The organism is Candidatus Odyssella thessalonicensis L13 (genome assembly GCF_000190415.1).
In the GTDB taxonomy this organism is placed as follows: Bacteria; Pseudomonadota; Alphaproteobacteria; order Paracaedibacterales; family Paracaedibacteraceae; genus Paracaedibacter; species Paracaedibacter thessalonicensis.
Genome location: NZ_AEWF01000004.1, coordinates 183996 through 204705, shown reverse-complemented (window position 1 = coordinate 204705; position 20710 = coordinate 183996). Strand labels below are relative to the sequence as shown.

The window sequence follows — 20710 nt, the reverse complement described above, 5'->3', positions numbered from 1 at the left end:
CCATGAATATAACTGATAAAAATAAAATTGTTTTCAAAGATATATTCTATTACTTTCTGGTAGGCTTTACCTTATGCTTTATTGCTTTATTATTTACTTGCTTTTATAGCTATAAGACCATCTACAACCAAGCCCTGCAAGAGTCTACGGCTGCCATAAGAGGCGCCTTAGCGACCGAGCAACGTAAAATGGCAAATCTGGCAGAATCCTATGGATACTGGGGCCAGACCTATGACCATGTGATTAAACATCAGGATGATGAATGGATAAAAGATAATATTACCCAAGATATCAGCAATAATTTTTCCATTCCCTATGTCGCTATTTTTGTAACCGATAAAAATTACACAACCCTTTACAGTAATAATGAAATCTTTGGCATTAAAGAAAGGCTAGCCCCCAGCAGTATTAGTAACTTACTCATTGATTTTACGGCTTCAGGTAACAAGGCAAAATCTAAGACTCATTTCATTAAGCATTATGAGCAGATTTATATGGTAACGCTTAGCCGCATAGTTGATCGAAACGAAGGTAAGACTCAGGCTCTGATTGCTCTCATTAAACCCTTTACTGCGGCTTATATGGATCAGATCTCCCATGATTATGCCCTTACCAATCTTGATCTTGTCATTGGATCAGATCACATGGATATGGAAACCCTAGCGCATCTGGCAATCAAACAAGACGATAAGACGATTGGGTACATGACATGGTCGCCCCAAGACAGTGCCGGCATGATCTTAAAAGTTCTTATTCCTATGGGGTTCATTGTTATCCTTTTACTGATATCCATTGGCTTTTTAATTACCCAGAAGATTATCAAAGCCAATATCAAATATGCCTCTATCCTAGGTGAATTAGCGCAATCAGCCGAGGAGCTGATGCAGGCTAAGGAGAAATCCGATGAATCAAGTAAAGCTAAGACTCGCTTTCTCTCGATGATGAGTCATGAAATTAAAACGCCAATGAGTGGTCTTATGGGAATGATTACCCTTCTCAAAGACACAGAACTCAATCAAGCCCAGATTGAATATGTCAATACGATGGAAACTTCCTCGACCTCCCTCCTCAGGTTAGTGGATAACATTCTTGAATACAGCAAATTGGAAAGTGGCGAAGTCAGCCTTATGTTCAGTAACGTCAATCTTCGCCAAATGATCTCTGAAATTCATGGTCTTTTACTTCCGATTAGCGTTCAAAAGAAATTAAAATTTGAGATCCATATTGAGGAGCGGGTCCCCATGGTTATCCGTGCCGATGCGATCCGCTTACGGCAAGTCTTGCTACATCTTCTGACTAATGCTTTAAAGTTTACGAAGGTAGGATCAGTACGATTAAATGTTACCTCCGTCGATTTAATGGATAATCGCTGCGAGATCAGTTTACAAATTATTGACACCGGCATTGGTATTCCCGATGGCATCAAAAACACTTTATTCCAGGACTTTTTTCAAGCGGCAGGCGAGATTAACCCTAATCAAGAAACAGCTGGGCTGGGGCTTACCATTGTTAAGAATATTACCCACCTGCTAGGGGCAAAGATAGGCGTCGAAAGCAAGTTGGGACAAGGGAGCATCTTCTGGTTTCAAATGGAAGCTGAAGTTATTACCCATTCTCATAGTGAAGACATAAGCGAGGCAACCCCGCAACATTTACAGAATCTAAATATTTTGCTAATAGAGGAAGAAAATCCTAATGGATCCTTTACCCGCAATCTTTTGGAAAAAGCAGGCAGCCAGGTGGAAACGGCCTCTAATGTGGCAGTGGCAGCGGGCATCATTAATACGGATAATTTTGACGCTATTCTCATTCAGATTCCTGAAAATGGCAGTCTACATGGAGACTTTTCACCCCAGACCATTAAAACAGCCATGACTGGGAAGCCTTATATTCCGATCCTAGGCATTGCGAAAGAAGATGATAATTCTTTCGATTTAACTCAATATGATCGGATCGTCACACCACCGTTAACGTCCACTAAACTGAACACACTTATCGCGGAGGTTATGGAAGCGCGGCAACCTCATTAAGACGGCGAGGGAACAGGCGACCCTTATCCAGCAAGGTTCCGGGATAGTGCTCAGGGTCGACACCCCCTTATCTTGAGCGGGGCCGCTTGGCGTTTTCTCTTAGAAAAACTTTCACGCCCTCAGGCGATCTATTAATCAATGACCTATCCTTGCAATTAATATCAGATTCAGGTATTTATCAGGTATTATTAAAGTATAAATTTAAACTTGAGACTTCATCTATGGATCAATCGACGTTGCAGGCTATCAATAGCCAGACTCTTGCACCCACACCCGAGACTATTGAGCATGGTTTTTCAATGTTTGACATGTTTTGGGGAGCCGATCCAATTATAAAATTGGTTATGCTCGCGCTGATTGCGGCCTCCTTCTGGTCCTGGACCATTATCTTTCAAAAGACAATGCGCCTGAGAAAACTAACCTCAGCCGCGGATCAATTTGAAGAAACATTCTGGTCAGGCGGTGCTTTAGATGATCTTTATGACCGGATTAACAATCGCCCGCAAGATCCGCTGAGTGCCATATTTTGTGCCGCAATGAAAGAATGGCGACGCTCAGTGTCCAAAGGCATTGCCAAAGCCTCCGAAGCGCGTGGCACTTTACAGCAACGTATTGAACGGGTCATGCATTTGACAATTAACCGAGAGATGGAAGACTTAGAACGCTACCTTGGTTTTCTTGCTTCCACTGGCTCCACAGCACCGTTTATCGGTCTATTTGGTACCGTTTTGGGAATTATGAACAGTTTTCAGTCAATTGCCCTTCAACAAAACACAAATTTAGCCGTTGTGGCGCCGGGTATTGCTGAAGCTTTGTTTGCAACCGCCATCGGCCTGGTTGCTGCTATTCCCGCTGTTATTGCTTATAACAAGTTATCGAGCGATATGAATCGCTATGCTAATCGGCTCGAAGCTTTTGCTGATGAGTTCTCTGGTATCATTTCACGTCAACTCGAAGAAGGGGCTGCATAATTATGGGTATGGCCTCCCTTAACACTTCTCCTCGCAAAGGCCGTCGCCGCTCTTCGGCTGGGTTCTCGGAGATTAACGTGACCCCCTTAGTAGATGTCATGTTAGTTCTGTTGATCATTTTTATGGTCGCGGCTCCGATGTTAACGGTAGGGGTGCCCGTTGATTTGCCCAAAACTAAAGCCGCCAAAATGAATGACCAGGTAGAACCTGTCGTCGTTTCGGTAGATGCAAGTGGTCGTACTTTCTTACAAGAAACTGCCATAGGCGACGAAGGACTCATCGCCCGCCTTATGGCGATTACCTCCAATAATCCTGACGCCCGTATTTATGTACGTGGTGATCAGAGCCTCGCTTATGGTCGAGTGATGGAGGTGATGGGAGAGATTGCTGCGGCTGGCTTTACCAAGGTATCGCTGATTGCGGAAATGCCCACAGCGACAAAGGCCGCCCCTGCCCCGCACGCCTCTCTTTCTGTCCCAAGACAATCAGGAGCGGTGCCCCATCCCGCAGCCAAAGTACCAACGCTGCAACAGTTAGTGCCCCCAAGCGCTCAACACTTGCCATCCGCTCGTCCTAATTTGCCACAAAACAGCCAGCGGCAAGGGATACGTCCTCAAGGACAAGCTTTACCTCAACGTCCACCTTTACCACGTCCTTCTGGAGGGTAATCATTTATGAAGCGCGCTGCCATCTTTTCTGGCCTTTTGCACCTCGTAATCCTAATTATCATGATTATCGGAATTATCGATCCTTTTTCGCGCAAACTAGAGGATCAGCGCCCCTTAATGATAGAATTTGTCGATATCTCTGACATCACTAAAGCTCCGGTCATTGCCCCTATGGACGTCATGGACCCTGAACCAGTGATGGAAGCGCCGCAGCAGCAACCCGAACCTCAACCGACCCCACCGCCGCCGGTGGAACAAGTGCCTGCCCCTTTACCGATGCCAGAACCGGCTCCCTTGCCGCCACCCCCCTTGGAACAACCGCAATTGGCACCGCCCTCTGAGCCCGTAAAGCAGCCGGAGCCAGAGCCTTTACCGCTTCCTGAGCCCAAAAAGGAAGAGCCGAAAAAGCCAGAACCGAAGAAGGAAGAAAAAAACCGGAGCCAAAGAAAGAGGAACCGAAAAAGCCGGAACCGCCTAACAAGGAGAAGGCTGAGGTCAATTTAATGAAGGACAAGCCCAAGCCAAAAACGGATGAAGCTAAAGAGAAAAAGAAAATTGACACCGAATTTGATAATCTATTTTCAGAGGTCGTCAAAGAAACGAAGAAAAAAGATAGCGCTAAGTCCAGTGGCCGCACCAAAGGAGCGCCCGCCGAGCAGGTTGGGGAAGTTGTGACAGCTTCTGAAATCGATGCCATTCGTCGCTTAATGCAGCGGTGTTGGATTGTACCCAATGGAGTGCGCGGTGTCCGCAACTTGCAAGTCAAGCTGAAATTAAATATCGCCAAGGATGGTACTGTGGAACGTGCCCAGATTGTGGACAGGGGACGGATGGCAGCAGACCCCGTTTTCCGCGCCGCTGCTGAAAGTGCTGAACGCGCTATTATGGACCCGAGTTGTAATCCGCTTCCTTTAAATCCTGCCAAGCATCAGCAATGGAAAACAATGACCATGACCTTTGACCCAGCTGACATGCAGTAGCCACAGGATGAGGCAGGTAGGGAACAGGCAAGAAATGATTAGACATGAAAGAGTACCGAGAATGAGCGCACTAAAACAAGTTTGCAAACATTTATTAGCAACAGTTGTGGTCAGCACTATGGTTGTATTGGCGACGACTCCTGCCCAGGCGGAGTTGGAGGTCACGATTAACCAGGGCCAGATTAAACCTACGCCCATTGCTGTCACGGCGTTTGTTGACAAAAGCGGTCAGACCTTTGGTCAAGAATTGGCAGCCATAATAACTTACGATTTACAATCTTCAGGTTTATTTTTGCCAGTTGACCCTAAGGCCTTCGTGCAGGACATTAATTCCATTAACACCATGGGCCCCCGTTTTGCTGACTGGCGCATTCTCAATGCTCAATGCTTGCTTGCAGGTGAGGTTGAACAAAGTGGCGGGCAGTTAATTGTAAGATTCCGCTTGTTTGATTGCTTTCGCGGCACCCAGATGTTGGGACTCGAGCTTGCGGTTGATGAAAAAAAATGGCGCCGCCTGGGGCACATGATTGCCGATGAAGTTTACAAGCGCGTCACAGGTGAAGATGGATATTTCAACACCATGATCTCCTTTATTGAGGAATCGGGCCCCCATGGCCGCCGAAGAGTACGACGATTAGGGATTATGGATTATGATGGCGCCAACGTGCGCTATTTAACGGATGGAAAGCACATGGTCTTAACGCCTCGTTTTTCCTCTAACAACCGCGACATTGCCTTCTTATCCTTTGAAAAGGGCGGCGTGGCGCAGGTCTTTCTGTACAACTTAGCTAACGGAACAAAAAAGCTTCTCGGTCAATTCGAAGGTATGAGCTTTGCACCGCGCTTCTCTCCAGATGCGACTAAACTTGTCATGAGCTTAGAGAAAGCCGGTAACTCTGCCATCTACATTAAGGATCTTCAAAGTGGGGCTCTGACGGCGCTGACTGAACATACCTGTATTGATACCTCCCCTTGCTTTTCCCCGGATGGGAAAGAAATTGTCTTTACTTCAGATCGCGGCGGCAATGAACAGATTTACGTTATGAATGCAGATGGCAGCAACGTCCGACGTATCAGTTTTGGCGGTGGCAAATACTCGCAGCCAGTTTGGTCTCCACGCGGTGATCTGATTGCCTTTACGAAACTTCAGCTGGGTCAATTTTATATTGGGGTCATGAGTCCGGATGGGTCCAACGAACGCTTGATTTGCTCTGACTATTTGGTCGAAGCACCTACCTGGTCCCCCAATGGCCGCGTGATCCTTTACACACGGGAGCGCCGGAGCAAAGGCCACCGTTTTAGCAAAATATGCGCCATTGATGTTACCGGCCGTACCAAGTGCGAGCTTAAAACTCCGCGGGAGGCCACAGATGCTGCCTGGTCGCAGCTGCTCGATAAAAGTATTACTAGTAACTAAGGTTCAAAGTTAAAAGTAGACTCTCTGCGTTCTGCTGTTACAATAAATACGGAAGGATGGTCGGTAGTCTACTTGTTAATGATTAACTGCCTGCTTCTCTTCACCCCTGTGAGGCTGACTGAGCCTCACTTGATTTATTGTTTTGGGAGGAAAGTATGGCAGTAAAAAGGCTCTTAGTCATTATTAGCAGCGTCGTCACCATTGCTTATTTATTAACAGAGCCCACCTATACTCCCACGGCTTTAAACGCGCCACCGTCAATAGGATATCTGCCAACGTTTATCGCTCACAAATCAGTTATTACTGACACCTCTATACCCAACTCTATTGAAGCAGTGGAAGAGGTTTTAGCGAGCGAGGTTGATGGATTAGAAGTGGATGTTCGGCTTTCTAAAGATGGGATTGCGTTCTTATATCATGGAGAAGCATTAGAAGAAGCGACTAATGGTTACGGCAAACCTGAAGATAAAAACTGGGACGAATTGAAAAAGCTGCATTATAAGCAAGATCCCAGTTCAGGTCTGATTAGTGTTGAAACATTATTCAGTCTGGTCGGCTCGCAAAAGTACCTTTTCCTCGATATCAAAAGTGATAAGATTTTTAACTCGACCCTTGCCTCAACTCTCAAGGATCTTATTCATCGCTATCACCTGCAAGAGACCGTTGTCCTAGAATCATTTAATCCCGCCTTTTTAATTCAGATGCGTTTAACTGCACGGGATATTTTGTTGATGTATGACTTTACCACTGATGTGCAAGCAATGGGAGAAGAGATCCAAAGTCAATTTAATAAGATTCCGTGGTTTTTAAGGCAGCCGTTCATCCAGAAGCAAGTTCGTCGTCTCGTCCGGCCGGACATTTTGGGGCCACGATTTAGTCTCCCACCCGACTTACGCCAATCTTTGATCAAACATGGCTATCCGCTAATTGTGTGGACAGTGGATTCACCGCAAATTGCCCAAACTTTATTAAATGAGGGTATTTTAGGCATTCAGAGCAATAATCCCCTGCAGCTAATGGAGACTATTCAAGCAACGGCTCAAGTCAGTCATGATGCCGGCGGCACCTCCTGCCGACCTGCCAAAATTCTTCATATTAAGACAGTGCAGGATATTAAAGACGCTCTACAGGAGGCTAAAACCAGCCAGAAGAAAATTACCATCGCAGGACGCAAACACTCTATGGGAGGCCAAGCGCTGCTCAATGATGCCCTTCAATTAGATATGATGAGATTTAATAAGGTCACCTATAATCCTGAGTCTAAAACAGTCACTGTCGAGCCGGGAGCAACGTGGCGAAAAGTACAAAAGGTACTAGATACGCACGGGCGCTCTGTCAAGGTTATGCAATCTGATAATATTTTTACAGTTGGCGGATCCCTTAGCGTAAATGTCCATGGCTGGCAAGTTGGATCGCCACCGCTCTCCGCCACTGTCGTCTCCTTGCAAGTGATGACAGCAGATGGCAAACTTCAGACTCTCACCCGTGATGACAACTCTTTGCTTTTTAATGCGGTGTTAGGGGGCTATGGCCTGTTTGGCATTATTGTTAACGTCGAATTAGAGACGGTTGCTAATACCTCCCTAAAATTCCATTCCAAGTTTATGCCGAGCGAAGATTTCACTGAAGCCTTTGATAAATTTATCAGCCAGAACCCCCACGTCGAATTGGCTTATGGCCGACTATCCGTTGATCAAAATCATTTGTTCGAGGAAGCTGGATTATTCTGGTTTGAAGATGACAATTCAAAAGTCATGACTTCCCTCAAAGATGAAGCTCTGATCGCCATAAAGAGAAGCATTCTCCGGGTCTCCCAAGAATCCAATCTTGGCCGAAAAATCAGATGGTCAGCTGAGAAGTTTTATGCGCAACAGATCAGTCGTCTGGGAACCCTTAGCCGGAACAACGCCATGAATACGGATATCCATATATTGTGGCCGGTTCATAAGAATAGCAAAGATATTCTGCAAGAATACTTTGTTCCCAAATCTCAATTATCTGCTTTTATAAAGACTTTGAAAAAGCTCATTGTTGAGCATGAGATGAATATATTAAACGTCACCATCAGAGAAGTGCGCCAAGATAAGCTCAGTCTTCTGCCTTATGCGAAAACGGATGTTTTTGGCCTAGTATGTTTATTCTCGCAAGATCTAACTGACGAAGCAGAAGAGCAAATGCATAAATTCACCCAAACCACAGTTGACGAAGTCATCAAGCTAGGAGGAACCTTTTATCTGCCGTACCGACGTCATTATAGTAAAAGACAGCTTATAAGTGCTTATCCTGAGCTGACGTCTTGGACTCTTATCAAGCAAGCGTTCGATCCCGAAAACCTATTTGAAAGTGATTTTTATCAGCATATTAAACAGAGCCCATTTTTTTAAGGAAATCGGTTATAAGCAGTCAAGCGTGAGATAAGGTCCTTCGTTGCGCTTGCTGTCCTTATACTTCATTTTTGCAGAGGAGATAAAGAATAAGGGAGCCGTTATAGGCTCCCTCATGGTTAATAAAAGACGCTCGCTAGCTTAAGCTTTCTTTTCGTCAGCTTCAGCCTTTTTAAGATCAGCTTCAGCTTTATGTTCATCAGCTTTCAGCTTTTCCATTTCAGCAGCAAGCTTCTTTTCCTCAGTTTCCACTTTCTTCTCTTCGGCTTCCACTTTCTTTTCTTCAGCTTCCACTTTCTTTTCTTCAGCTTCGGCCTTTTTGACTTCAGCAACTACTTTTTTTCTGCAGCTACGACCGCTTTTTCATCTGCTTGAGGATGATTTTCAGACTTTTTCTCTTCCCAGCAAGCAGCAAGCATGAAAGATAATCCGGATAGTGCGAGTAACTTTAACTTCATTTTATATCTCCAATCAGCTTATGATAGTTACAAGTATCATTATATATGATCTATGTAAATAAGTTGTTAATTTTTAAACTATTTTTAAATGGATAATCTTAAAAAAACCTTTAAAATTATTATATTATCTTTATTAATGCTTATCCTTGCCTTAAGCAGTATATCCTATTACCTATCAAGTAAAAACGTTCAGCGTACTTTAGCTGGGCAATTTACACGGCTTTTAGAACATTACCACTATTATCCTGAAGACATTACCATAGGAGAAACCCGTTGGGCTGGCCTACGCTCGCCCTTATCCATTAAACTTAATGGTGTGGTGATTAAAAACCAGAAGTATGAAGCCACAATAAAATACATGCAATTGGGAATCAGTTTGCGACGCTTACTCCTGCTTTCGCCAACCTTAAAACGCTTAACAGTTGAAAAAGCCGTCCTAAAACGTAACGATGAACCTATTGCAGAACTCAGTGGCTCTATCTCTTTAGAAGAGCCTGCTTTTTCTTATCGGTTGAAAGAGCTAACTGGCAATTTAAAAGATATGGCTCCCCTTATTCCCCAACTAGCCATTTTTGAGGCAATTGACCTTCCTGTTACCCTTACCTCATCAGGGTCCTATGATGGCCGACTGGGCATTAATGGCCATATTTATATCAATGCCAAACAAGGTACAGTGACGTTGCCGGCTTATTTCCCGCACGTGCTAACCATCACCCAAGCAGAAGCTCAAGCAAGGTTGTCCCCTAAGAAACTTGCCTTAACGGATGTCCGCTTTAGAAGCGACGCTCTAGAAGCTCACATTTCAGGAGAGGTTGAAGCAGAGTCCCTAGCCACTGCCCTTAACCAACAACAGCCTGTCACCATCAGTATTAAAGGCCACCTAACCACCCTTGCTATTGATAAGATTGATACCTATTGGCCCAAACCCCTGGGTGTAAAAGCCCGCCGTTGGATAACAACGAATCTGTCCCAAGGACACATCTCCCAAGCAACTTTACAACTTAAAGGTCAAGCAAATCTCACCCCAGATCCTGCTTTTAAAGTAGATTCCTTGGCCGGCAACATTGATGTTGAAGGTGTCACTGTTGCCTATTTAGGTGATCTTCCCCCTGTTACCAATGCCTGCGGACATTGTAGTTACTCTAAAAGTAATTTGATTATTGCCGCACAAGGGGTATGTAATGATTTAAGCATTGACCAAGCCCATCTTAATATTAGTAATCTTGACCAAGATGACGAGCATATGGATATTGATCTCACGATTCAAGGCAAGTTGGAGTCCGCCCTGGCTTTAATGGCAAGAAAGCCATTACAGCTACCGCAGAAGCTTAGCCTTGATCATACTCTATTTAAAGGCATTGCTACCACTCGCCTTAAGCTGTCTTTTCCGCTGCAATCAGATCTCCCTCTTGATCGCGTCCGCGCCAATGCTTACAGCCAAATTGTGGACGCTAAACTCGTAACAGATATCCTTGAACCCTTTATCAGCAATCCTTTGACGAAGGGGAAATTTGACCTGCACGTCACTAATGATCATCTTAAATTAATCGGAACAGGTTTAGTTGCTAATCATCCTGCACGGATCTCAGCTACCGAAAGCTTTGCCGACCATGATAGCCAAGTCACCATCCAGGCAAATGATAATGCTGCTGATCCTTATCTGGGAAGCTTTGGGCTAGAATATCACAACGGCGCTATCTTACTTGATGCTGATCTCAGTAAAACGGAGTATGCTATATCTTGGCTGCGATTTATAAAAGAGGCTGGCCAGCCAGGTAATCTAGTGATAAACGCAGAAAGAACCGAAGACAACAGCTTAGCCATTAATAGTTTAAACTTAGTGTTGGGAGAGACCCACCTTCAAGGCAAAGGGAAAATCAAGCCTGCCAGCGGCATAGATCTCTTTTTAGAAACGCTGCAAATTGGCCCCTTAAAAGGAAAACTTCTGATCAAAGGGACGCCCGATAAAATAACTCTTGGCGGGGCGCTGGAGCGTCTAGATTTGGACCCAATTATTCAAGAATTATCCGAAGAGACGGAAGACCTTCCACACAACTTTAAAGCTGCGGCCAATTTGCGCATCAATAACGTGATGCTCGGCAGCAAACTTAGCTTTGGCAAAGTCGAAACATCATTGACCTGGGAGGATGGCAAGATCTCTTCTCTCGCCATGGATTCACTTCGCCCTGGGGTCTTGAAGCTGCATATAGCACCCCTTAAAAATAATCAACAGTATTTTAGTCTCTTCTGTCACAATGCTGGAGATTTAATAGACTACTTCATGCCCAATAATGATTTTGAAGGCGGAGCCCTTAACTTTGTTGGCAATATTAGTGAATCCGATAAAAAAACTCAGATCCAAGGGGAGCTTGATTTACGCCAAGTTACCGTAATAAAGGCCCCCCTTCTCGCCAAAATTTTATCTTTATCTTCCTTGGATGGAATTTTTAGTACGTTATCCGGCAAAGGTATCTACTTTGACCATATTATGGGTAAGATTCAGTGGCGAAAGGATGAGCTTAAATTAGATGACATTCATGCTTCAGGATCCTCAATTGCTCTCAATTTTAACGGGGTCATTGATATAAAAGATCAGATCTACGATCTCAAAGGAGAGTTCTATCCCCTTAACAGCATTAATTTGTTGATGGCCAATATTCCTGTAATTGGATCTTTTTTAAGTGGGGACAAGAAACGGGGCGTATTCTCCACTACTTTTACCGTTAAGGGAAGCAAGAACAGCCCAGCCATCCAGGTCGTCAATCCATTAGCAACCATTACCCCCCAAGGCGTTAAAAAGTTTAATAAACCTGCTGCTCAGCAGGAAGCTGTGAACAGCGATTCCCCTCAGGTGCTTTCACCAACCCCACCAGTTTCATAAACCGATGCACGAGTAAAGCAAAAGCGCCATTGCCAACAACATTTGAGCTCGTGAAAATACAATCTTGAAGAATGTAAAGAGTAGTTACGAATCCAGTCATTTCAACACTCAACCCTAAATGGGTTTGCAATGTAGGCAGCAAAACCAGAATGCCACCGCCCGGAATACCCGCCGTAGAAAACTTAGCAATGCAGAAAAATCCGGTAAAGATGGCAAAGCTAGACAGATCAGGTAAAGGCATGCCCGATAATTGCAAAGTAGCAAGCCCTAACAAAGGAATTCCTAAAGCATCGCCTAGAAGATGGATATTTACGGTTGCGGGAATAATCAGCTGGGCAAAATTTTTATCCTGGAGGTTAGCCTCTGTCGCGGCCAGGGTCACAGGCATGGTAGCCGCACTGGACATCGTGGTAAATCCGGTAAGGGCCGCCGGAAAAATCTGTCGAATATACCCTGCAAGTTTTTTAGGAGAGAAATTAGCGGCAAGGACATACATTAAACTAATATAGCCGATAATAACGCTCATCATTAATAAGATAACCTGGCCACAGGTCTCAAATAAAATCGGCAATTGCCCTTCCATTTGCATTTTAAGAACAAATCCAAAAACATACACCGGCAACAGCGGAATAAAGGTTTTCTGTAAAAGAGTTGTAACCGCGTCCCTGAGTTTAAAAATAAAGCTAACGGCTTTAGCGTGAGGGGAAATACTAAAGACTAACCCATATACCAGACCTATAATCATTGACCATTTTGGTTCGAGCCAACTTGGAAACGGGGCCACAAATAAGGGTTCGATCAAATCTTGCGAGGTTGCTAAGTTGATGGCCTTGCCACCCGTGACGAAGGGAAGAGCGAGCAGGCTGACACCATAAGAAGTAAAAACGGCAACGATGTTAGAAAGGCAGACGAGCAAAAGAATACTGATGATTAACAGCGGCGCTTTCTGCTCTAGCGACAGGATGGAAGAGGCCATATAACTGATAATGACGGCCGGCAAAATCATCATCAAAAAATCTTTAAGGGCGCAACTTAAGCTATAAAAAAATGAAGCGTGAGACACATCCAAAGACCCGGCCATAAAAAATGCCAGCAGAACACATACAATTAACTGGAAAGGCAAACTTTTTAACATTATTTAGCTCCTCATCTCAGAGGTAGGAATTAAACCAATAATTACAAGGAAATTTAATAAGACTAAAGCAATCCGCCTAAGCGGACAGAGTAATAAATGATAAGAATGTAAGCCTCACACTAAACATACCAACTCTGCGTTGTTACTTAAATCATATTGTCAACACTATGATGTTTTATTGGCCACAATCAATAAGAATTTGAAGGAATACATGAACCAACAAAGGATCCAACCATATATCATCTCTGTTTTTTAAGTCTCGTTCTTTCTTTTTATAGCCCAAAATATGCTCCCCAGTTTAGTCGCTGTTCAAATATTATCAAGCGACTTTTCCGCAAAGAAACTAGATGCACGATAGATCTTTATGATACAAAGGAATAAACGAGAATAACACTTGAGCTTATAATGACTGAAAAATTGCAACCACCCCGCGGAACTCAAGATTTAATTGGTGATGAATACCGTCGCCATGCTCATATTATCCAAACAGCTCAAACCATTGCTCACTCCTATGGCTATGAGCCTATAGCCACACCAATTTTTGAATCGACAGCGGTTTTCAAGCGGACCATTGGCGAGACCTCTGACATTGTCGGCAAGGAGATGTATACCTTTGAAGACCGAGGGGGTGAAGAGGTTACTCTACGCCCTGAAGGGACAGCGGGAACCTTAAGAGCCGTCATCTCAAACGGGTTGACGCAACATCTGCCCCTCAAATTAATTTACAGCGGCCCTATGTTCCGTTATGAACGGCCGCAACTCGGCCGGAGGCGTCAATTTCACCAATTAGGCGTGGAATGTTTAGGAATTGCTCATCCTTACAGTGATGTGGAGACCATCGCTTTAGGCACACAGGTGTTAAAGGCGCTGGGGGTGCTCGAAAAGACGACCCTAGAAATTAATACGCTGGGAGACACTGAATCTCGCCAAAATTACCGTCAAGCTTTAATTGACTACTTTACACCGTATCAGAACCAGCTCTCCAAAGACAGTCAAGACCGGTTACTGCGCAACCCGCTGCGGATTCTCGATTCTAAAGATGAAGGTGACCGGGCTCTTGTTGCCAACGCTCCTCAATTTGAAAATTATCTCAATGAGACCTCAAGTACCTTTTTTGCTCAAGTCTGCCAAGGCCTAGATGCGCTCAATATTTCATATCAGATTAATCGTCGACTAGTCCGTGGCCTAGACTATTACAATCATACCGCATTTGAGTTTGTCACCACTGAGCTGGGCGCCCAAGGCACGGTTTTAGCGGGGGGGCGCTATGATGGGCTTATGAGCCAAATGGGCGGCCCAGAGACGCCGGGAATAGGCTGGGCCTTGGGAATTGAACGGCTGGCATTATTGCTGCCTGCTCTTGACGGTCACGATCGTCCTATTGCGGTTATTCCCGTGGGTGAGGCTGCATTCTCCTGTTGCTTTAACCTGACCATGCAGCTTAGAGATAGACAACTGATGACTGACATTGCTTACAGTGGCAATGTTGGCAAACGCCTTAAGCGAGCTAATAAAATTAATGCTCGCTATGCCATTATGATTGGTGATGAAGAACTGACAACATCCCAGGCAATTATTAAGGATCTGGATACCGGAGAGCAAAAATTAGTCGCAATTTCTGAAATTTCAGATTATCTTAGCAACTTAATCTAAGCAAATAGGATTGACCGTGGCGTTAGCAGCAAAATTAGATAAAGTCATAACTCGCTATCATGAACTCCGAGATATTCTGGCAAAATCAGAGATGTCTGATCCCAAAGAATTTGGCCGTTTATCGAAAGAATATTCTGATATGACCCCTGTGGTTGAGGCCATTGAAGAGGTCCGGAAAACTGAGCGCGAGATTCAAGATCTTGAAGCGATGATTGCTGACAAAGATATGGATGCTGAGATGCGCGAGTTTGCTAAACAAGAACTTGAGCAGCTCAAAGAGAAGCTACCGCATCAGGAACATCAGATTAAGATCCTGCTTTTACCCAAAGATGAAGCCGACGAACGCAACGCAATCCTGGAAGTTCGGGCCGGTACCGGCGGTGAAGAAGCCGGTTTGTTTGCAGCTGATCTATTTCGCATGTACCAACGGTTTGCCGCCAACCAAGGCTGGAAATTTGAAGTTTTAAGCTTAAACGAGACTGGATTAGGGGCGATTAAGGAAGCCAGCGCCTCAATTATGGGCAAGGGCGTGTTTTCTCGGTTAAAGTTTGAGTCGGGGGTGCATCGTGTTCAGCGAGTGCCGGAAACAGAGGCCAGTGGGCGAATTCACACCTCAGCTGCCACCGTGGCCGTGCTGCCGGAAGCCGAAGAGGTCGACATTCACATTGATGAAAAGGATCTCCAAATTGATGTTTACCGTGCTTCAGGGGCTGGGGGACAACACGTTAACACCACCGACAGTGCTGTCCGTATTACGCACATTCCCTCAGGGATTGTGGTCACGCAGCAGGACGAACGTTCCCAGCACAAAAACCGAGCCAAGGCCATGAAAGTGTTGCGGGCGCGCCTTTATGAAGCAGAACGCCTGCGCAAAGAAATGGAACGATCAGCTAACCGGCGCAATCAAATTGGCTCCGGCGACCGCTCAGAGCGCATACGCACTTATAACTTCCCGCAAGGGCGAGTTACAGATCACCGTATAAACCTGACTCTCTATAAAATTGATCTGATTATGGAAGGTGAATGCTTAAACGAAATGATTGAAGTGCTAATCTCGGAAGACCAAGCCACCAGGCTTGCTGAGGCCACTGAGGAATAAAAAGAGCGTGGCGGAGAGGCTGCAGAATAGTCGACGCCTTAGACCTAAAACTTCTACTGTAGAAACAAAGTAACTTTCTGATGATTTCCTAGCGTTTAGCTTTACCTCGCTAAGCGGAGCGGCAGCTTTTCTTGCTCATCCCTTAGTCTTACGGGGCACTAACCCTCTTTACAGAGAAGAATTTAAACCTCCCCTTCCATGCGGGTATCTTCTCTACTTCTCCGCTTGCCAGCCTTACTAAGGAAGATTATCGTGGGGCCTAATAACTGTATTGAGGTGGGCTTTAAAGTGAGCTCCTTTTGAGGCAGCTTGAAAGTTCTTGCAACTTTAAGTGATTTTAAAAGAGCCCTGATTAAAGAGAAGAGGACCGTCATATTAACTCCCAATTATAAGATGCAAAAAACCCCCTGCTTGTGGCAGAGGGTTCATTTTTAAGATAAGGCAAGCTTAGAATTTATAAGCAATACCCAGCTTGGTGGAATTCATATGGATTGAATCCAGCTTCACACCAATGGTGGTAAGGCTGCGCTTATATTCTTTAGTTAGACCATAAGCCCATTCCAAACGGCCAACCCAGTTCCGTCCAAAGGCTGTTTCCATTCCCAGACCAGGGGCAAAGCTCAGGCGTGACTTACTATCGCTTAAGGAAGGATAGTTGGTGCGTAGCTTAAATTTACCCCAGTCTCCGCCTAGACGAACATAACCGATGGTTGCTGGTGTAAACTTGTAGCCCATACGGAAAGCAAAGTTGAACTGATTTTTATGTTCAAAGCTAGCAGCTAGACCCAAACTTGAGGAATCAAAGTTCATGCTTGCATTTGCAAATTGATACCCAATTTCGCCAGCATAGAACATGCAGCCAGAAGAAATACCGTATCCGACATACAGACCAGCACCAGCGTGATGACGGCCTAAATTAAATTTCTGTGTACCAATATATGAATTGGAAATCACTCTTGCATCTGCAGCAAAAGCATTCATCGCACCGTTAACACCTAGATACAGACCTGTACCCATCTCAGCATGAGCACCAGAAACTGCAGCTGCAGCAACCAAAGCTAAAGCAAATCTCTTCATTTTAAACTCCTCTTTTTTCACTTACGCTCACAGCTTTAAAGCTCAAGCGCAATTCACACATCTTATCTAAAATTTTTTTAGTATTAGATACAACAAAAAAGAATTTTAGAAAAATTAAAATCGAATTACCTGTGCCTGGAAAAACACACAATTTTGCATATATTGCAATTTAGTATTGAGAAGCTGCCGATTTAAGAGGAAGATAGAATCTGAATAAGCGTGAGGAAACTATGTATAAAGAACATTCCGATTTAAGCTTAATTTTAACGACGCCTTTAGGGGCCAACGTGTTAGTTATTGATCGCTTAAGAATGATCGAGGCCATTTCTGAGCCCTTTACCTTAGAGCTTGAAATGCACTCTATTAACCATAGTATCCCTTTTGATAAAATAATTGGACACGATGTAAAGATAGAATTTAAATATCAGGGCCATTCACGTTATTTTTGTGGCATTGTTGGCGAATTTTCCCAAGGATTTACGGTTAACACTAGGGACGCTGGCAACAAGATTGACTTAACTCGCTACACCGCTAAAGTCTATCCAAAATTTTGGTTACTTAAGTTTAGTGAGGATCATCAGATCTTTCAGCAGAAAACAGCAATCGATATTATTAATTCAATGTTATCAGAAAATGGGGTCAAACATAAGTCTGATATGACAACCTCCTGCGGCCGCAGCCGACGTGAATATTGTGTACAATACCGAGAAAGCTACTTTGATTTTGCCTCACGTCTTATGGAAGAAGAAGGGATTTTCTACTTCTTTGAGCATTCCGCAGCGGGGGAGAAAATGATTCTCTGTGATAAATCGGCCGCCGCTCATAAAATCTATAGTCGACTACCGATGACGCCAGCTCTTGCGGCGCAACCCTATTTTGATCAGATTCAATTCATCACCTATGCCCAGCAAATTGTTTCAAAGAAATTTCAAACAGCTGATTATAACTTTGAAACTGCCTCGACAAAGTTATTTAGCACAATGGAGGGCAAAGGTAGCGGATTAACAGTTTATCGCTACCCCGGCTATTATAAAGCGAACGAAACCGGAGATCAGGTAGCAACACATCGCATTCAAGAATTAGAATGGCGCAAAGAGATGATCACCGGTGTGTCAACAGCCCCTCTCCTGGCGCCGATGCATAGCTTTAAGGTCACGGATCATCCTCGTCACTCTTTAAATTCTGATTTTATCGTATACCGCGTTATCCATGAAATTAACATGCTGGCCCAGCCGGAGGAACAAATTTACAGCAATAAATTTGAGGCTTTTCCTGCGCATATACCCTTTAGGGCACCTTTAATAACGCCTAAACCGACCATAGCATCGACCCAAACAGCCAAGGTTACTGGTAAGGCTGGTGAAGAAATATGGTGTGATGAATATGGGCGTATTAAGGTTAAATTCCACTGGGATCAAAAAGGAAGCAATGATGAAAAAAGTTCCTGTTGGATACGCGTTGCTCAACTGTGGGCAAGTAGCGGCTGGGGCGGTTTATGGACACCACGGATCGGCATGGAAGTGGTGGTAACTTTTCTAGAAGGGGATCCTGATCGCCCTTTGATCACCGGCTGCGTTTATAACAGCGATCATATCCCCCCCTATGCCAAGAGCGAGCCCACAAAAAGCACCATTAGATCAAATACCACAAAGGGCGGGCAAGGTTTTAACGAGATCCGCTTCGAAGATCTCAAAGGCAAGGAAGAGATATTTGTACACGCTCAAAAGGATATGAATACGATTGTGGAGGATAATCGTACTTTAAGAATAAATGATGAAGATGACACCACTGATATCATGTGTGGCGACAGGAAAGTTACTCTGCATGCTAATGACGGTAAAAAGAAAAAAAATGCTGGCAATGATACTCTTATCCTTATCAAAGGCAGTCGAGTGGTCGATTTAAAAGGGGCGGGTCCGCATCAAGGCAACCATACCTTAACCTTAACCAAGGGGGATAATACCATTCATATCGAAAAAGGCGATATGCACACCACGCTGGCCAAAGGCAACCAAACCACCACCATTACAGGACACCGAGAAATTGTGGTCAGCGATAAAGAAACCCATACGAATGGGTCAGACTTCAGTCATACTGTTAGCGGCAATTATCAATTAGCAATTAAGGGAAACCTAACTATCTCAGTGAGTGGCAATATCAGCTTTGAAACCGCTGGTAATTTTAAAGTTACAGCGGGAGGCAGCGTGCAGCTCACCTCCGGTGGACCCACACAGATCAAAGGAAGTGTTGTTCAGATCAATTAGAGGCTTCACGACTTGCTTTTTATGTTTTTTCTCACCGCAAGAATTTGACGATATTAAGCCGATCAGCAAATTTTCTTATCCTGGCGCTGAAATAAAAATATATCAGCTTGAGATATATTAAGTGCTTGATTTTAAAGTATAATAACAAAAAGAATGCTTATAAATATATTTGGCAAAGGTAAGTGATCTATGGTATAGTTCAGTTAAAAACAGTTCACATTCCACATTTTAGGGCTTTCTTAATTTATTCCCTATTAAAGTTTATATTGGAAAACTTCAAAACATATACAGCGGCGGACCAATGAAAAAAGCAAACATCCTTAATTATTTCACCAAAGATAAAGTTCCCTTTATTGCTGGCGGCGTCGTTGCCGGTGCCTTGGGCCTTTGGGTTGTTGGCAAGATAACTTCCCCCCTTATCAGTCCCTATATTAAGGATGCTTGTCGAAGCTACCTTGGTGAAGATATGAATGCAATGCGGCAGCAAAATCAGCCTGCCGTGGTAGAAATGGCCCGAATGAATCGTGGCAAAATTACCAAACGCATAAATACAGTTGGCTTGCTGCATGCTAATGCTGAGGTCACCTTGCGATCAGAGATGGCAGGCCGCATCAAGGAGATCCATTTTAAGGAAGGTGAGCAAGTTAGCAAAGGTGATGTGCTGATTGTTTTTGAAGACGCTGATCTGAGAGCAGCTTTGGAAGGGGCAGCAGCTGAACTTAAATTAAGGCAAAATGATTACGAACGCTCTAAACAGCTGCAAGCACGCAAAATTGAAAGCAACAAGAAATTTGATGAAGCAATAGCCCAATTTGAAGCCGCTAAGGCCCAAGTCGACAAAGCTCAAGCTGCCCTAGATAAAGCGACCATTCTGGCGCCTTTTGACGGGGTGATCGGATTGATTGATATTGATCCCGGTGCTTACGTGCAGGCAGCCCAAGACCTGGTAAAAATTGTTGACAATAGTCCCATCTACGCTGACTTTAAAATTCCCGAAAAGAATCTTCATGACATCGGAGTTGGCCAGTTAGCTGAAATTAAGCTTGACGCTTTTCCAGATGAAAGATTTACGGCCACAGTAGAAGCCATTGATTCCAGCGTGGATTCGGTCAGCCATTCCATTGCCGTGCGAGCTACCATTCCCAATGATGACGGCAAGCTTCGCTCTGGACTTTATGCCAATGTTAGTTTGATTATTGGTGAAAAAACGGATGCTTTATTAGTCCCTGAATCAGCCTTAATTCGCGATGGTAACCGTGAATTAATCTATGTGGTTCACGAAGGACGGGCGCAGCTGGTCCCTGTGGTTACCGGCACTCGGGAAAATGCCATGGTAGAAATTCTGACCAATCTGCGGGAAGGCTTAAATGTTGTCACCGCCGGCCAGATTAAGATTTATTCTGGTAAAGCCGTGACCACCCAAGGTCCCAAACCTGAAGAGGCGCTTAAATCTTTAGCAACGGGCACTAAAAAATCTGAAGATAGTGAGGATAAAGCAAACCAGGATAAATCATCATTAAATAATAAAGATTCAAAATCGTCTGCCCCTTCAACGGCCTCTCAAACAAAGACCGCAGAGGCTAGTAAAACGCCGCCCGAAGAATCCAAAGGAGAAGTCAAGAAGGAGACTTCAGCAGCAGCACCCACCCCTTCGCCCACATCATCCGACAGCAAAGCAGAGAAAACTGAATAG

16 protein-coding genes are annotated in these 20710 nt (G+C 44.4%); 12 read left to right on the top strand and 4 right to left on the bottom strand.

Annotated features, from left to right (window positions below; translation table 11 throughout):
• Window positions 1–2 precede the first annotated feature (2 nt).
• From HMO_RS0108085 to HMO_RS0108055, 7 genes are all read left to right on the top strand, one after another.
• Complete coding sequence (locus HMO_RS0108085) at window positions 3–2030, top strand: ATP-binding protein (RefSeq protein WP_010301201.1); 2028 nt, start codon at window positions 3–5, stop codon at window positions 2028–2030.
• Window positions 2031–2251: 221 nt separating this feature from the next.
• Window positions 2252–3001, top strand: a complete 750-nt coding sequence (gene tolQ / locus HMO_RS0108080; RefSeq protein ID WP_033444653.1) for a protein TolQ — start codon at window positions 2252–2254, stop codon at window positions 2999–3001.
• A 2-nt stretch (window positions 3002–3003) separates the two neighbouring features.
• Window positions 3004–3669, top strand: coding sequence for a protein TolR (tolR, locus tag HMO_RS16140; RefSeq protein ID WP_010301195.1), 666 nt, complete (start codon window positions 3004–3006; stop codon window positions 3667–3669).
• A gap of 6 nt (window positions 3670–3675) precedes the next feature.
• Entirely contained in the window at window positions 3676–4173 is a 498-nt protein-coding gene (locus tag HMO_RS14345) for a hypothetical protein (protein ID WP_010301192.1), read from the top strand.
• The gene (locus HMO_RS0108065; RefSeq protein WP_010301187.1) at window positions 4173–4649 is read left to right on the top strand and encodes a protein TonB; all 477 of its coding nucleotides are present in this window, start codon (window positions 4173–4175) and stop codon (window positions 4647–4649) included. The genes HMO_RS14345 and HMO_RS0108065 overlap by 1 nt, the downstream gene beginning before the upstream one ends.
• A 61-nt stretch (window positions 4650–4710) precedes the next feature.
• A complete protein-coding gene (tolB, locus tag HMO_RS0108060) occupies window positions 4711–6066 on the top strand; it encodes a Tol-Pal system beta propeller repeat protein TolB (protein ID WP_010301185.1) in 1356 nt (451 codons plus the stop codon).
• Window positions 6067–6221: 155 nt separating this feature from the next.
• Window positions 6222–8450 (top strand): FAD-binding protein, encoded by a 2229-nt coding sequence (locus tag HMO_RS0108055; protein WP_010301182.1) that lies wholly within the window; start codon window positions 6222–6224, stop codon window positions 8448–8450.
• A 141-nt stretch (window positions 8451–8591) separates the two neighbouring features.
• Here the strand turns inward: HMO_RS0108055 and HMO_RS17035 are convergent, their stop codons facing one another.
• Both HMO_RS17035 and HMO_RS17560 read right to left on the bottom strand, forming a co-directional pair.
• A complete protein-coding gene (locus tag HMO_RS17035) occupies window positions 8592–8744 on the bottom strand; it encodes a hypothetical protein (protein WP_010301174.1) in 153 nt (50 codons plus the stop codon).
• Window positions 8745–8782: 38 nt separating this feature from the next.
• Entirely contained in the window at window positions 8783–8908 is a 126-nt protein-coding gene (locus HMO_RS17560) for a hypothetical protein (protein ID WP_010301172.1), read from the bottom strand.
• 88 nt (window positions 8909–8996) lie between these two features.
• On the opposite strand from HMO_RS17560, the gene HMO_RS0108040 reads away from it, so the two are divergent.
• Complete coding sequence (locus HMO_RS0108040; protein WP_010301170.1) at window positions 8997–11789, top strand: YhdP family protein; 2793 nt, start codon at window positions 8997–8999, stop codon at window positions 11787–11789.
• Here HMO_RS0108040 and HMO_RS0108035 read toward each other — a convergent pair.
• Complete coding sequence (locus HMO_RS0108035) at window positions 11710–12924, bottom strand: cation:dicarboxylate symporter family transporter (RefSeq protein WP_029448685.1); 1215 nt, start codon at window positions 12922–12924, stop codon at window positions 11710–11712. The two genes, HMO_RS0108040 and HMO_RS0108035, sit on opposite strands and share 80 nt — an antisense overlap.
• Before the next feature lie 405 nt (window positions 12925–13329).
• Between HMO_RS0108035 and hisS the strand changes: the two genes are divergently transcribed.
• Both hisS and prfA read left to right on the top strand, forming a co-directional pair.
• The gene (hisS, locus tag HMO_RS0108030; protein ID WP_010301165.1) at window positions 13330–14577 is read left to right on the top strand and encodes a histidine--tRNA ligase; all 1248 of its coding nucleotides are present in this window, start codon (window positions 13330–13332) and stop codon (window positions 14575–14577) included.
• Window positions 14578–14593: 16 nt separating this feature from the next.
• Window positions 14594–15676 (top strand): peptide chain release factor 1, encoded by a 1083-nt coding sequence (prfA, locus tag HMO_RS0108025; protein ID WP_010301159.1) that lies wholly within the window; start codon window positions 14594–14596, stop codon window positions 15674–15676.
• Window positions 15677–16123: 447 nt separating this feature from the next.
• Here prfA and HMO_RS0108015 read toward each other — a convergent pair whose 3' ends face one another.
• On the bottom strand, window positions 16124–16753 hold the full coding sequence (locus HMO_RS0108015; protein ID WP_010301152.1) for an outer membrane protein: 630 nt from the start codon (window positions 16751–16753) through the stop codon (window positions 16124–16126).
• Window positions 16754–16983: 230 nt separating this feature from the next.
• On the opposite strand from HMO_RS0108015, the gene HMO_RS0108010 reads away from it, so the two are divergent.
• The gene (locus HMO_RS0108010; protein ID WP_010301149.1) at window positions 16984–19017 is read left to right on the top strand and encodes a type VI secretion system Vgr family protein; all 2034 of its coding nucleotides are present in this window, start codon (window positions 16984–16986) and stop codon (window positions 19015–19017) included.
• A gap of 301 nt (window positions 19018–19318) precedes the next feature.
• On the top strand, window positions 19319–20710 hold the full coding sequence (locus tag HMO_RS15630) for an efflux RND transporter periplasmic adaptor subunit (protein WP_010301146.1): 1392 nt from the start codon (window positions 19319–19321) through the stop codon (window positions 20708–20710).

Bases quoted from the DNA above. Each gene is read 5' to 3' on its own strand.
- HMO_RS0108010 (WP_010301149.1), top strand. From the start codon at position 16,984: ATGTATAAAGAACATTCCGATTTAAGCTTAATTTTAACGACGCCTTTA.
- HMO_RS0108040 (WP_010301170.1), top strand. From the start codon at position 8,997: ATGGATAATCTTAAAAAAACCTTTAAAATTATTATATTATCTTTATTA.
- tolR (WP_010301195.1), top strand. From the start codon at position 3,004: ATGGGTATGGCCTCCCTTAACACTTCTCCTCGCAAAGGCCGTCGCCGC.
- HMO_RS14345 (WP_010301192.1), top strand. From the start codon at position 3,676: ATGAAGCGCGCTGCCATCTTTTCTGGCCTTTTGCACCTCGTAATCCTA.
- tolB (WP_010301185.1), top strand. From the start codon at position 4,711: ATGAGCGCACTAAAACAAGTTTGCAAACATTTATTAGCAACAGTTGTG.
- HMO_RS0108035 (WP_029448685.1), bottom strand. From the start codon at position 12,924: ATGTTAAAAAGTTTGCCTTTCCAGTTAATTGTATGTGTTCTGCTGGCA.
- tolQ (WP_033444653.1), top strand. From the start codon at position 2,252: ATGGATCAATCGACGTTGCAGGCTATCAATAGCCAGACTCTTGCACCC.
- HMO_RS0108065 (WP_010301187.1), top strand. From the start codon at position 4,173: ATGAAGGACAAGCCCAAGCCAAAAACGGATGAAGCTAAAGAGAAAAAG.
- HMO_RS0108085 (WP_010301201.1), top strand. From the start codon at position 3: ATGAATATAACTGATAAAAATAAAATTGTTTTCAAAGATATATTCTAT.
- HMO_RS0108055 (WP_010301182.1), top strand. From the start codon at position 6,222: ATGGCAGTAAAAAGGCTCTTAGTCATTATTAGCAGCGTCGTCACCATT.
- hisS (WP_010301165.1), top strand. From the start codon at position 13,330: ATGACTGAAAAATTGCAACCACCCCGCGGAACTCAAGATTTAATTGGT.
- HMO_RS0108015 (WP_010301152.1), bottom strand. From the start codon at position 16,753: ATGAAGAGATTTGCTTTAGCTTTGGTTGCTGCAGCTGCAGTTTCTGGT.
- HMO_RS17560 (WP_010301172.1), bottom strand. From the start codon at position 8,908: ATGAAGTTAAAGTTACTCGCACTATCCGGATTATCTTTCATGCTTGCT.
- HMO_RS15630 (WP_010301146.1), top strand. From the start codon at position 19,319: ATGAAAAAAGCAAACATCCTTAATTATTTCACCAAAGATAAAGTTCCC.